The sequence below is a fragment of the Streptomyces sp. MBT65 genome (assembly GCF_016612545.1).
Lineage (GTDB): Bacteria > Actinomycetota > Actinomycetes > Streptomycetales > Streptomycetaceae > Streptomyces.
This window is the reverse complement of sequence record NZ_JAENRY010000252.1, coordinates 1-13,202: the sequence shown is the minus strand read 5'-3', so window position 1 is coordinate 13,202 and position 13,202 is coordinate 1. Positions and strand designations below refer to the sequence as shown.

Sequence of the window (13,202 nt, the reverse complement as noted above, 5' to 3'; positions counted from 1 at the left end):
CCACCATGCACATCACCGTCATCACCGACCCAACCGGCACCACCTGATGCCCACGCTGCCCAAGACATGGGTGCGCCGGGCCAAAGGCCCCGGGGCGCCCCTGAACCACGGGGCCGGGCTGCTCGGGCCTCTGACACTGATCAACACGTTCGGCAACGGTCTGTTCCGGGTGAACAGTGCGCTGTTCTTCACGCATGTCGGGGACATGACGGCGGCGCAGTTCGGCACCGGACTGGCTATCGGCGGCGCTTGCGGCGTCTTGGCGTCCGTGCCGATCGGCTGGGCTGCCGACCGCTGGGGTGCCCCTCGCGTGCTGATGATCCTTTGGCTCGCGGAGGCCGTGGGGATCCTGGGTTATACGCAAGTTCATTCGTTCTGGATGTTCCTCATGCTGATCTGCCCGATCACCGCGCTGGATCGCGGGGCAGTGGTCGCGTACCGGGCACTGCTGGCGAAAGCGCTGCCACCGGACAATGTGGTCCAGGCGCGGGCGAAGCTTCGAGCACTGAGCAACGTCGGGGTCGGGCTCGGCGCGGGCGTCGGCGGCCTTGCGCTCGCCGCGAACACCTCTTCCGCCTACTTTGCTGTCATCGTCGTCGACTGTCTGACCTTCGTCGTCGCGGCGGCTATGCTGGCCCGCCTTCCGATCGCCTGGGCGACCACCGCCGTAGCAACCGAGCACGGTCACCGAAGCTTGGGCGTGCTACGAGATCGGCGCTACATCCTGTTCAGTGCGATATGCGCGGTCCTGGCGCTGCAGTTCGGCATCTTCGAAGTCGGCCTGCCGCTGTGGGTGGTCCGCGACACGAACGCACCGCGGGCGATCGTGGCGGTGGCCCTCGTGATGAACACAGCCCTCGTCGCCCTGCTCCAGGTTCGTCTGAGCAAAGGCAGCGAGGACATCGTCGGCGCGGCCCGGCTCGGCGAACGCGCCGGATGGCTGCTGGCCATCGGCTGCGCGGTGTTCGTCGTGTCACGGTCCGGGTCGGCGGTCTCGGCGACGGTCCTGGTCCTGGGCGCGGCACTGATCATGACGATCGCCGAGGTGTACTTCGCGGCCTCGAGCACCGCGCTGAGCTACGACCTCGCACCCGACAGCCAAGCCGGCGCCTACCAGGGCCTGTTCCAATCAGGGACATCCATCGCGACATCACTTGCACCGGTGGTGATGACAAGCGGTGTGCTGCCGTTCCCGGTATGGGGCTGGCTGACCCTCGGCGGAGTTTTCGCCATCGCCGGGACTTCACTCCGCTGGATCGTCCGGGAGCGTAGTCACGGATTCCCCGCTGCCAGCCAGTCGGCGGTACAAGAGGGAAATCCGAGCGAGGTGAAGTAACGGCTGCGCGCCCACCAATGATGGGCGGTCAGCTGATAGCCGAGTAATGACACCGGGAGCTTCTGGCTGATCTTTGACCTTCATCCCGTATATGCGGAGATGTTCCGTTCGGGTTTCTGGTCGTTCCACGGTCTTCCCGAGCTCGTGGCGTGGGGCTGGTCTACGGCTCCGCGACCCAAGTGGGCGCCCAGGGCCGGCATTTGAGGGTTTGGGCACACCGGCGGGACAGGCGGGAGGCTGTCGCACGGCTCCTGCCCGGTAAAGGTCGGGAGCGATTCGCTGTTCCGTTCCGAGGATCAGGGAGGCGTCGGAATCCCGGCCGGTGGGGCGGAACTTCTTGCCTCGGGATGTGCGGGAATGGCTGCCACCCAAGCACCTTGACCTCTCGGCGTTCGAGAACAGCCACCGTGACGACGGGCGGGGCGAGGCGGCCTCCCCTCCCGCGAGCCTGATTGCGTTACTCCCGTACTGCTACAGCAAGGGAGTGCGTTCCTCCCGTCACATCGAGCGGGCTCGTCGGGACGACGTGGGATGCCGAATCATCACCGCGAACCGCCGAGTGGACCACTCCACCGTCACACGGTTCGTACGACGCCAACCAGCGGCTCCAGCGCCTGGAGGAGACCGTCTCCCCGTAGATCCACGCGCTGAGCGTCGAGGCCGATGACTGGCCAGCACAGGGCGATGGCGAGGGCCCGCGCGAAAACCGGCCTCGCTTGCCCGGCTGTACGACTGCCTCACCCAGACCCACTCGGCCAGAGACGGACCGCATGAACGGGCTGTGCCTTCACCCACCGAGATCCGGATCAAGCGCCTCCGAAAACAAGAAACCCCAGGTCACGGCGAGTGAGTCCTGGGGTCCCTCAGAGCCGCCTTCGGGATTCGAACCCGAGACCTACGCATTACGAGTGCGTTGCTCTGGCCATCTGAGCTAAGGCGGCGCGCTGTCCGCACCATGGTGCGATCAGCAACGTCGGAAAGTCTACACAGTTTCTGGGGGTGCTCCGTACACCCCCGGCAGCACCCCCGAACCCGACCGCGCCGACGCTACGAGCAGCGCTTCCCCTCCCCCGGCGCCGTCCCGCGGAGCAGGTACCTGTCGATCGCGGAGTCGATGCACGTGCTGCCGCGCCCGTACGCGGTGTGGCCGTCGCCGACGTACGTCAGCAGGCGGGCCGAGGAGAGCTGGCGGGCAAGGGACTGGGCCCAGCGGTACGGCGTCGCCGGGTCGCGGGTCGTGCCGACGACCACGATCGGGGCAGCGCCCTTCGCCTCGATGCGGTGGGGTTCGCCCGTGGCCCTGACCGGCCAGTACGCGCAGCTCAGGGAGGCCCAGCCGAGGCCCTCGCCGAAGACCGGGGACGCCTTCTCGAACGCGGGGAGCGCCTGCTCGACCTGGTCGGCGGTCGCGAACGCGGCCGGGAGGTCGAGGCAGTTCACGGCCGCGTTGGCGAACATCAGGTTCGAGTAGCGGCCGTCCGCGTCCCGCTCGTAGTAGCTGTCGGAGAGGACGAGCAGCCCCGCGCCGTCGTTCTCCTTCATCGCCGACGTGAGCGCCTCGCGCAACTGCGGCCAGGCCGCCTCGTCGTACATCGCCGCGATCACGCCGGTGGTGGCGAGCGCCTCGCCGAGCTTGCGGCCGTCCGCGTCGCCGGTGGGGATCGGGTGCGCGTCCAGCTTGCGGAAGAAGGCCTTCAGATTCGTGCCGACCTGGGCGGGCGTCGAGCCCTTGCCGCCGAGCGGGCAGTCCGTCTGCCGTACGCAGTCCTTCGCGAAGGACTGGAACGCCGTGTCGAAGCCCGCCGTCTGGTCGAGGTTCATCCGGCGCGCGGGCAGGGACGGGTCCATCGCGCCGTCGAGGACCACGCGGCCGACCCGGTCGGGGAACAGTCCCGCGTACGTCGCCCCTAGGAACGTCCCGTACGACGCCCCCACGTACGTCAGCTTCCGGTCCCCCAGCACCGCCCGCAGGATGTCCATGTCCCGGGCCGCCTCGACCGTGGAGACATGGCGCAGCAGGTCGGGCGAGTGCGCGCCGCAGCCCTCCGCGAACTTCTTGTACTCGCCCACGAGTTGGGTCGTCTCGTGCTGGTCGTCGGGGGTCGTGTCGGTCTGCGTGAACGCGTCCATGGCCCGCCCGCCGAGGCACTCGACGGGCTCGCTGCGGGCGACGCCCCGGGGGTCCATCGCGACCATGTCGTAGCGGGCGCGGACCTCGGCGGGGTAGCCGATCCCGGCGTACTGCTGGAGATAGCCGACCGCCGAACCGCCCGGCCCGCCCGGGTTCACCATCAGCGAACCGAGCGGCCTGCCCTTGCCGGTGGCCTTCTTGCGGGCGACCGCGAGCCGGATGTCCCCCGCGCCGGGCTTGTCGTAGTCCAGCGGCGCCTTCATCGTGGCGCACTCGAAACCGGGGACACCGCACGTGTGCCAACCGAGCTTCTGCCCGTAGTACGACGTCAGGGCGGCCGGCGTCGACCGCGGCAGCGGGGCCAGAGCCACGTCCGCCGCCGGACTCGTCGCCGTCGTCGAACTCCCCGGGGAGCACGCGGACACGAGCAGCGCGGCAACGGCGAGCAGCGTGCCACCGGCACGACGACCGCGGGCGCTGCGGGGACCGCGGGCGCTGCGACGGCCGCGGAGACTCCGGCGGCCTCGACGGGCCTCGGCCCCGACCTCGGCCTCCCTGGACTGACTCGGCTGGCTGCTCCGGCTGGGCCGGCGAAGAGGGCGCCTGATCTGCATCGAACGAGCGTAACGCTGCGCGATCACTTGAATGCCCTGCGTACGCGATCCACCCCGGACGAGTTACGCCGTCAATCTCCCGCCCGCCGAATCAGCCCACCGGGGCCGCCCACCAAGCACATCCCGGCCCACTCACCAAGCACATCCCGACCCGCTCACCACAGTGCGTCCCGGCCTACTCACCCCGCTCTGAGCGCCAAGGTCATCGCCTCCACCGCCAGCAACGGCGCCACGTTCCGGTCGAGCGCCACCCTGCACGCACCGATCGCCTCGATACGGCGCAGCGTGGACTCCGGGGAACCGGCGCGCGCGAGCCGCTCCAGCGCGTCCTCGGCGTCCGCGTTGGCGATCGCCACCCGGGAGCCGAGCTGGAGGGCGAGGACATCGCGATAGAACGCGGTGAGGTCGGTCAGCGCGAGGTCGAGGCTGTCGCGCTGCGTCCGCGTTCTCCGGCGCTTCTGCTTGTCCTCCAGGTCCTTCATCACCCCGGCCGTGCCCCGAGGCATCCGGCTGCCCTGGCCGCCGCCCATCGCCGCCTTCATCTCCTCGGTCTCCTTGTCGTCCACCTCCTCGGCCAGTTGCTTCGCGTCGTCGGCAGCGGCGTCCACCAGCTCCTGGGCGGCCTTGAGACAACCGCCGACGTCCTCGACGCGCAGCGGCAGTTTCAGTACGGCGGCCCGGCGCTCCCGCGCGGCCGGGTCGGTCGCCAGTCGGCGGGCCCGGTCGACATGGCCCTGCGTGGCACGCGCGGCGGCCGCCGCCACGGCCGGCTCGACGCCCTCCCGCCGTACGAGCAGGTCGGCGACGGCGTCGACCGAGGGCGTGCTCAGGTTCAGATGGCGGCAGCGGGAGCGGATCGTGGGGAGGACGTCCTCGATCGAGGGGGCGCAGAGGAGCCAGACCGTGCGGGGGGCGGGCTCCTCGACGGCCTTGAGGACCGCGTTGGCCGACTTCTCGTTCAGCCGCTCGGCGTCCTCGACGAGGATGATCTGCCAACGGCCGGTCGCCGGCGAGGTGAAGGACTTGCGGACCGTGTCCCGCATGTCGTCGGCGAGGATCTGCGTGCCCACCGCGGCGACGGTGCTGACGTCCGCGTGGGTGCCGATCAGCGCCGTATGACAGCCGTCGCAGAAGCCGCAGCCGGGGCTGCCGCCGAGCGCGCGATCGGGGCTCACGCACTGCAGCGCGGCGGCGAAGGCCCGCGCCGCCTGGTTGCGTCCCGCCCCGGGCGGCCCCGTGAACAGCCAGGCGTGCGTCATCTTCGACGCCTCCGGCGGCGCCGTACCGGTGGTCGCCGCGGTGACGAAGGCGTCGGCGTCCCGAGCGGCGGCGTCGAGCTGCTCGCTCACCTTCTCCTGGCCCACCAGGTCGTCCCACACCGTCATGGGTCACCGGCCCTTTCGTCACACATCGGGTTACGCGATCCATTGTGCGGGCCACCACTGACAACGGAGGTCGGGGAGCGGCGCGGGCACGAAGCGCGAGCCCCCGCCGCCGTCAGCCCGTCAGCCCCTACGGCCCCGACCGCGTCCCCGCCCGGGCCCGCGCCCGGTGTCGTCGTCGCTGTCGAAGTCGCCGTCCTCGCGCGGACCGAGCAGTTCGTCGGCGAGCGAGGGCAGGTCGTCCAGGGGAGTCTCCTCGGCCCAGTCGGGGCGCGGCCGGCGCCGGGGTGTGCCCTGCTCGTCGACCTGGGGGAGTTCGCGGGTGCGGTCCTCGCCCCCGCCGGACCGGCCGGCCGGACGCTCGTCCCGGAAGAAGCCCGCGGGCACCCGGTCCGACGGACCCTGCCCCCGCACCGGCGGCAGCACAGCGGTCTCGTCCGAGGCACCGACCGGCGGCAGCACGGCCGTCTCGTCGGCGGCACCGGACGGCACGGGCGGAAGCACCGCCGTCTCCTCGGCGGCGGACACCGGCGGCAGCACGGCCGTCTCGTCCGCGGCTCCCGCGGGAGCGGGCGGTTGCGGCAGTTCGGCCGTCCGCTCGGAGTCGCGCGCCTCGGAGTCCGCGGACACCGACCGCAGCACGGCCGTCTCGTCCCCGGCACCGGACCGCACCGGCCGCAGCACAGCCGTGTCCTCCGCCGATCGCCCACCCGTGGGCTTCACCAGCGGTGTCTCCACGGTCGACGCCTCGGGCCTGGCCTCCGGAGCGGCCGGGACCACGGGAGCCGTCGGCTGTCGGGCGGCCAGTTCCGCCGCGGCCGCCGCCTCCGCCGCAAGACGGCGGGCCTCCTCGGCCGCGAGCAGGGCCGCCTCGGCCTTGCGCTGCTTCTCCAGGCGGCGCTCCTCGGCCTCGGCGCGCAGCCGGGCCTCGTCCTCGGCCTGCTTGCGCAAGCGGTCGGCCTCGGCCCTGCGGCGGGTCTCCTCGGCGACGCGGGCCTCCTCCTCGGCGAGGAGGCGGGCCTTCTCCTCCTCGGCACGCCTGCGCGCGTCCTCGGCGCGCTGCCGGGCCTCCTCGGCCTGGCGCTCGGCCTCGCGGCGCTGGGCCTCCTCCAGCTCGCGCCGCTTGCGCTCCTCCTCCTCGGCGCGCAACTTGGCGAGCTGCTCCTGGCGCTCGCGCTCCAGGCGCTCCTCCTCGGCCTTCCGCGCGGCCTCTTCCTCGGCCTTGCGGCGGGCCTCCTCCTCGGCGGCCTTACGCGCCTCCTCCTGGGCCTTGATCTCGGCCTCGGAGAGCGGCAGGACCGTGTCGAGACGGTGCCTGATCACCGTGGTGACGGCCTCGGGCTCCTGGCCCGCGTCCACCACCAGATAGCGGCTCGGGTCGGCGGCGGCCAGCGTGAGGAAACCGGACCGTACGCGCGCGTGGAACTCGGCGGGCTCCGACTCCAGTCGGTCCGGCGCCTCCGTGAACCGCTCGCGGGCGGTCTCCGGGTCCACGTCCAGCAGGACGGTCATGTGCGGGACGAGTCCGTCGGTCGCCCACCGGTTGATCCGGGCGATCTCCGTCGGGGAGAGGTCGCGGCCCGCGCCCTGGTAGGCGACGGACGAGTCGATGTAGCGGTCGGAGACGACGATCGCGCCGCGCTCCAGGGCGGGCCGTACGACGGTGTCGACGTGCTCCGCGCGGTCGGCCGCGTACAGCAGGGCCTCCGCGCGGTGGGACAGTCCCGCCGACGACACGTCGAGCAGGATCGACCGCAGCCGCTTGCCGACCGGTGTCGCGCCCGGCTCGCGGGTCAGCACGACCTCGTGTCCCTTGCCCCTTATCCACTCGGCGAGGGCCTCGGCCTGGGTGGACTTCCCGGCGCCGTCGCCGCCCTCCAGGGCGATGAAGAAGCCGGTGCTCGCGGGCACCGTGTCGGGGTCGTCGCCGCCGAGCAGCGCGTCCCGCAGATCGTGCCGCAGCGGCACTCCGGAGCGGTCGTCGACCTTGGCGAGGACCAGCGCGGCGACCGGCAGCAGCAGCGCGCCAACCAGCATCAGCGTGAACGCGGCACCGCCGTGCGCGAACACGAACTTGCCGTTCTCCAGGCGGTGCGGGCCGATCAGCGCCGCCACCAGGGGGGCGATCAGCGCACCGAGCGCCACGGAGACCCTTACGACCGCGTGCAGGTGCTCGGTCGTGCGTGCCCTGCGGTAGTCCTCGGCCTCCTGGTCGAGGAGGGTGTGCCCGGTGTTGGCCGCGACGCCCGCGCCGATGCCGGCAAGGGCGACGATCAGCAGCACGGTGGTGACGTCCGGGACCAGGCCGGCGGCGAGCAGCGCGATGCCGGTGAAGGCGATCGCCAGCGTCAGCAGGCGGCGCCGGGACAGCGTCGGGAGCAGCGCGGGCGCCGTACGGATGCCGACGACGACCCCGCCGGTCAGTCCGAGGACGAGCAGGCCGAAGGTCACCGGGCCGCCGTGCAGATCGGTGGCCTGGAGCACGGACACGGCGACGGCGGCGGAGATCGCCCCGGCGACAGCCGCGCAGGCCACCACGAGCAGCGCGATCGCGCCCGTACGGCCCTTGTCGACGCCGGTGCCCGTCCTGGGGCGGCGCAGCCCTTCGAGCGGCGACCGCGCGCGCGGGGTGCGCGTCCCGGGCACTTCCAGGGCGGTCAGCACGGAGAGGGACGCGGCGAACAGTCCGGCCGCGACGTACGAACCGAGCGCGGCCTGGTGCTGGTCGAACCAGGCGACGCCCGTGCCCAGCAGGTTGTTGAGCAGGGCCGCCACGACGAGGGCGGCGGCCGCTACGGGGATCGCCACGAAGCTCGTGCGCAGCGACAGCCGGCGCAGGGCGTCCAGGTGGTCGGGCAGCGGCCGGACCGTGGCGCCCTCCAGCGGCGGGGCGGGCAGCAGGGCGGGTCCCGCGCTCTCGCGGCACACCGTCCAGAAGCGCTCGGCGACCCCGGTCACGAAGGCGGTCACCAGGAGCACGGCCAGTGCGTTCTCCGGAGTCCAGTCGATCCACAGCGGGGCGACGATCAGCAGCCCGGCCCGCAGACCGTCCGCGCCGACCATGGTCCATCGCCGGTCGAGGGGCCCCTCCTTGGAGATGAGCGAACTGAGCGGGCCGAGCAGCACCGCCCCGAAGAGCAGCGTCGCCAGGATGCGCACCCCGAAGACGGTCGCCACCGCGAACGCCACGCCCCGATAGCCACCGCCGAAGGAGCCCTGGGCGATCGCCGCCTGGAAGGCGAGCACGACCAGGACCAGCAGGGCGAGGGTGTCGCCGACCCCCGTCACGAACTGCGCGCTCCACAACCGCTTGAGCTGCGGCTGGCGCAGCAGGGCGCGGACGGCACGCTCGCGGGAGTCCGCGACAAGGGCGTCGTCGGGGGCCGGCTGGTGGGCCGTTGGCTGCTCGGCTGGCGTCATGCTTTCAGCCTATCGGCAGCCACCGACAACAAGCCGCGCCCGCCCGGACCTGCGCACGCCCCGACACCAAAGTGATGCCGGGGCGTGCGTTTCGCGACCTTGTGGTGGAGGAAGCGTGCGCTCCCCGTCCCGCGGATCAGTCCTCGGATCAGTCCTCGGACGTCACCTTGGAGGTGGCCGTCTTCTTGGCCGTCGCCGTCTTGGCCGCCGTGGTGGTCTTCTTCGCGGCCGTGGTGGTCTTCTTGGCGACGGTCTTCTTGGCCGTCGTCGTCTTCTTGGCGGGCGCCTTCTTGGCCGCCGTCTTCTTCGCCGGGGCCTTCTTCGCCGTCTTCTTGGCGGGCGACTTGGCCCGCTTCTCGGCGAGCAGCTCGTAGCCGCGCTCCGGGGTGATCTCCTCGACGCTGTCGTCGGAGCGCAGGGTCGCGTTGGTCTCGCCGTCGGTGACGTACGGCCCGAAACGGCCGTCCTTGACGACGACGGGCTTCTCGCTGACCGGGTCCGTGCCCAGTTCCTTCAGCGGCGGCTTGGCGGCGGCCCGGCCGCGCTGCTTGGGCTGGGAGTAGATCTCCAGCGCCTCTTCGAGGGTGATCGTGAAGAGCTGGTCCTCGGTCTGCAGCGAGCGGGAGTCCGTGCCCTTCTTCAGGTACGGCCCGTAGCGCCCGTTCTGCGCGGTGATCTCCACGCCCTCGGCGTCCTTGCCGACGACGCGCGGGAGCGACATCAGCTTGAGGGCCTCGGCCAGCGTCACCGTGTCGGGGGTCATCGACTTGAACAGCGAGGCCGTACGCGGCTTGACGGCGTTCTTGCCGGTCTTCGGGGTGCCCTCCGGGAGCACCTCGGTGACGTACGGGCCGTAGCGGCCGTCGCGGGCGATGATCTGGTGGCCCGACTCGGGGTCGGCGCCCAGCTCGAAGTCGCCGCTCGGCTTGGCGAGCAGTTCCTCGGCGTGCTCGACGCTCAGCTCGTCCGGCGCCAGGTCCTCGGGCACGTCGGCGCGCTGGTGGTTCTCGGAGTCCTTCTCGCCGCGCTCCACGTAGGGGCCGTAGCGGCCCACCCGCAGCATGATGTCGTTGCCGACCGGGAAGGACGACACCTCGCGGGCGTCGATCGCGCCCAGGTCGGTGACGAGTTCCTTGAGGCCGCCCAGGTGGTCGCCGTCGCCGTTGCCGGCCTCGGCGGCGCCGGTCGCCTCGCCCTCGCCGAAGTAGAAGCGGCGCAGCCACGGCACGGCCTGCGCCTCGCCGCTGGCGATGCGGTCGAGGTCGTCCTCCATCTTGGCGGTGAAGCTGTAGTCGACGAGCCGCCCGAAGTGCTTCTCCAGGAGGTTGACCACGGCGAAGGACAGGAAGGACGGCACCAGGGCCGTGCCCTTCTTGAAGACGTAGCCGCGGTCGAGGATCGTGCCGATGATCGACGCGTACGTCGACGGGCGGCCGATCTCGCGCTCTTCGAGCTCCTTGACGAGGCTGGCCTCGGTGTAGCGGGCCGGGGGCTTGGTGGCGTGCCCGTCGACCGTGAGTTCCTCGGCGGTGAGCGCGTCGCCCTCGGCGACCTGGGGCAGCCGGCGCTCGCGGTCGTCCAGCTCGGCGTTCGGGTCGTCGGCGCCCTCTACGTAGGCCTTCAAAAAGCCGTGGAAGGTGATCGTCTTGCCGGAGGCGCTGAACTCGACGTCCCGGCCGTCGGACGAGGTGCCCGCGATCTTCACGGTGACGGAGTTGCCGACCGCGTCCTTCATCTGGGAGGCGACGGTCCGCTTCCAGATCAGCTCGTAGAGCCGGAACTGGTCGCCGGTCAGGCCGGTCTCGGCGGGCGTGCGGAAACGATCACCCGAGGGGCGGATCGCCTCGTGCGCCTCCTGGGCGTTCTTGACCTTCCCGGCGTACACGCGCGGCTGGGCCGGCAGGTAGTCGGCGCCGTACAGCTGCGTCACCTGGGCGCGGGCGGCGGTGATCGCCGTCTCGCTCAGGGTCGTGGAGTCCGTACGCATGTAGGTGATGTAGCCGTTCTCGTACAGCTTCTGCGCGACCTGCATGGTGGCCTTGGCACCGAAGCCGAGCTTGCGGCTGGCCTCCTGCTGGAGCGTCGTCGTACGGAACGGGGCGTACGGCGAGCGTCGATACGGCTTCGACTCGACGGACCGTACGGCGAACCGTGTGTCCTCCAGGGCGGCGGCCAGCGCGCGGGCGTTGGCCTCGTCCAGGTGGAGGGTGTTCGCGCTCTTGATCTGGCCCAGGGAGTCGAAATCGCGTCCCTGGGCGACCCGCTTGCCGTCGACGGCCTGGAGCCGGGCGACAAGGGTGGACGGGTCGCTCGCGTCACCGGTGCGGCCGGTCCCGAAGGTGCCCGTCAGATCCCAGTACTCGGCGGAACGGAACGCGATGCGCTCGCGCTCCCGCTCGACGACGAGCCGGGTGGCGACGGACTGGACACGGCCGGCCGACAGGCGCGGCATGACCTTCTTCCACAGGACCGGCGAGACCTCGTAGCCGTAGAGGCGGTCGAGGATACGGCGGGTCTCCTGGGCGTCTACCAGGGGCTGGTTGAGGTCGCGCGGGTTGGCGACGGCGGCGCGGATCGCGTCCTTGGTGATCTCGTGGAACACCATCCGCTTGACCGGGACCTTGGGCTTCAGGACCTCGAGGAGGTGCCACGCGATGGCCTCGCCCTCGCGGTCCTCATCGGTGGCGAGAAAGAGTTCGTCGGAGTCCTTGAGCAGGTCCTTGAGCTTCTTGACCTGGGCCCGCTTGTCGGCGTTGACCACATAGATCGGCTCGAAGTCGTGGTCGACATCCACACCGAGGCGGCGGACCTCACCGGTGTACTTCTCGGGCACCTCCGCGGCGCCGTTGGGAAGGTCGCGGATGTGCCCGACGCTCGCCTCGACGACATATCCGGGGCCGAGATAGCCCTTGATCGTCTTCGCCTTGGCAGGGGACTCGACGATGACGAGTCGGCGGCCGCCGTGTGCGGTCTCGCTGGTCGGGGACAACTTCGCTCTTCTCTCCGGTCGACGCTGGGGCCTCCCCCGGAGCCGCTCGGTCCCGGGGTCGGGTCATGGTGACGCTGCGGAGTGTGACGGTACATCCCGCCCCCGTGTCAAACGGGGAAAGCCCGCAACGGCCACTCGAACGGTAACCCGACTACCGCCATTCCTGCCGCCCGGAGTCCCCACCGGCCTTTTCGGCACCATCCGGAGGGCGATCCCCCGGTTACCCGCGTCCCAGGTCGGGCGCGGCGCTCAGACGTGCAGGAAGCACCAGGTTCCGAGCAGCAGGGCGGCGATCCCGACGAGGCTCGCGAGGGTCGCCGATGCGACCGGGTTCACACCCTCGGCGACGGGTTCGCGGTGTCGCACCCTGACCGCGGTCCACAGCAGCAGCGCTCCTCCGAACAGGGCGAACACCAACCCCGCGAAGATCGCCGGCCCGCTCTCCATGTGTGTCCTCTCCCGACCCGATGTCCCGGTCCGGGAGGCTGGCACCCGCGGGCGACGGACAGGCCAACCCCCGGTGAATTCGCGGCGGCCGCCCCTCAGGCGACCGCGCCGGAGGACGATATCGCCCCGGTCGTCCGGGAGCGGTCGACCTGCCCCACCGTGCACACGACCGAGTTGAATCCGGCCTTCCAGTTGCTCTCGTCGGACAGATACCCGAAGACGGAACGGTCGGATCCGGGCGCCCAAGTCGACTCGAACTTGTTGCCGCAGAGCTTGTTCCCCTGCAGCAGCGCCTCCGAGAACGCCATCGACGCCGGGGCCTTCACAAAACCGATCACCTGGTCGGTGTGCTCGTCGGCACAGTCGGTCAGGGTCGCGGTGAAGTACGTCTTGTGGTCGACGTACAGCCAGCAGTCGCCGATGCTCATCTCGGTGGTCCACACGTTCGACTCGGTGCTCCGGAAGTGCCCTATCTCGCCCCCTATCGGCACATGCCGGCCGAGCACGAGACACGCCGTGCCGCCCCCGGCCGCCCCGAAGCCCGCCTCCGTCGGCGTCAGCGCGTACACGTCCGCGTCGGCCAGGGAGTCGGCCGCCGCCTTCGCCTTGCCCACGCACCGCTCGGCCCCGTGGTCACGCGCGTCGGCGAAGTCGCTCGCCGTGTCGACCGCCATCACCTGACCGTCCGGATCGTCGTGCGCACAGCTCACGACCCCCAGGTTGGGCCGCGACGCGAACGCCGTCCCGGTCCACACCGCGTGCACGCAATCCCCGGTCTGCAGCGCCTTCTTGAGCCCGACGTCCTGGCCGTACGGATACTCGGACCCCGTCGGCGACGACGACACGGACGGGCTCGCCTTCGTCGTCGCCGACGGGGTCCGAG

The 13,202-nt window shown here is 71.2% G+C and carries 7 protein-coding genes, 1 tRNA gene and 1 pseudogene; 2 read left to right on the top strand and 7 right to left on the bottom strand.

Annotation, left to right across the window (positions count from 1 at the left end):
• Together JHN63_RS38690 and JHN63_RS54855 are read left to right on the top strand one after the other, a co-directional pair.
• The coding region (locus tag JHN63_RS38690; protein ID WP_234478343.1) for an MFS transporter at positions 1–1,336 on the top strand (1,336 nt) is incomplete at its 5' end.
• Between the two features lie 322 nt (positions 1,337–1,658).
• Entirely contained in the window at positions 1,659–2,003 is a 345-nt protein-coding gene (locus JHN63_RS54855; RefSeq protein ID WP_374222983.1) for a transposase, read from the top strand.
• A gap of 200 nt (positions 2,004–2,203) precedes the next feature.
• On the opposite strand, the gene JHN63_RS38685 is transcribed toward JHN63_RS54855, so the two are convergent.
• The 7 genes and pseudogenes from JHN63_RS38685 to JHN63_RS38655 all read right to left on the bottom strand — a co-directional run.
• Positions 2,204–2,277: transfer RNA gene (locus tag JHN63_RS38685), tRNA-Thr, on the bottom strand.
• 106 nt (positions 2,278–2,383) lie between these two features.
• Positions 2,384–4,081: an alpha/beta hydrolase gene (locus tag JHN63_RS38680; RefSeq protein WP_234478342.1), complete on the bottom strand. Its 1,698-nt coding sequence runs from the start codon at positions 4,079–4,081 to the stop codon at positions 2,384–2,386.
• A 179-nt stretch (positions 4,082–4,260) separates the two neighbouring features.
• Entirely contained in the window at positions 4,261–5,466 is a 1,206-nt protein-coding gene (locus JHN63_RS38675) for a DNA polymerase III subunit delta' (RefSeq protein WP_200689786.1), read from the bottom strand.
• Between the two features lie 120 nt (positions 5,467–5,586).
• Entirely contained in the window at positions 5,587–8,883 is a 3,297-nt protein-coding gene (gene tmk / locus JHN63_RS38670; RefSeq protein WP_200689785.1) for a dTMP kinase, read from the bottom strand.
• A gap of 148 nt (positions 8,884–9,031) precedes the next feature.
• Positions 9,032–11,872, bottom strand: a complete 2,841-nt coding sequence (gene topA / locus JHN63_RS38665) for a type I DNA topoisomerase (protein ID WP_200689784.1) — start codon at positions 11,870–11,872, stop codon at positions 9,032–9,034.
• Between the two features lie 249 nt (positions 11,873–12,121).
• Complete coding sequence (locus tag JHN63_RS38660) at positions 12,122–12,319, bottom strand: hypothetical protein (protein ID WP_200689783.1); 198 nt, start codon at positions 12,317–12,319, stop codon at positions 12,122–12,124.
• A gap of 95 nt (positions 12,320–12,414) precedes the next feature.
• A pseudogene (locus JHN63_RS38655) lies at positions 12,415–13,202 on the bottom strand (septum formation family protein); the annotation flags it as partial.

What these genes read in the sequence shown, in the direction of transcription:
- JHN63_RS38680 (WP_234478342.1), bottom strand. Translation starts at nt 4,081, where the DNA reads ATGCAGATCAGGCGCCCTCTTCGCCGGCCCAGCCGGAGCAGCCAGCCG.
- JHN63_RS38675 (WP_200689786.1), bottom strand. Translation starts at nt 5,466, where the DNA reads ATGACGGTGTGGGACGACCTGGTGGGCCAGGAGAAGGTGAGCGAGCAG.
- tmk (WP_200689785.1), bottom strand. Translation starts at nt 8,883, where the DNA reads ATGACGCCAGCCGAGCAGCCAACGGCCCACCAGCCGGCCCCCGACGAC.
- JHN63_RS38660 (WP_200689783.1), bottom strand. Translation starts at nt 12,319, where the DNA reads ATGGAGAGCGGGCCGGCGATCTTCGCGGGGTTGGTGTTCGCCCTGTTC.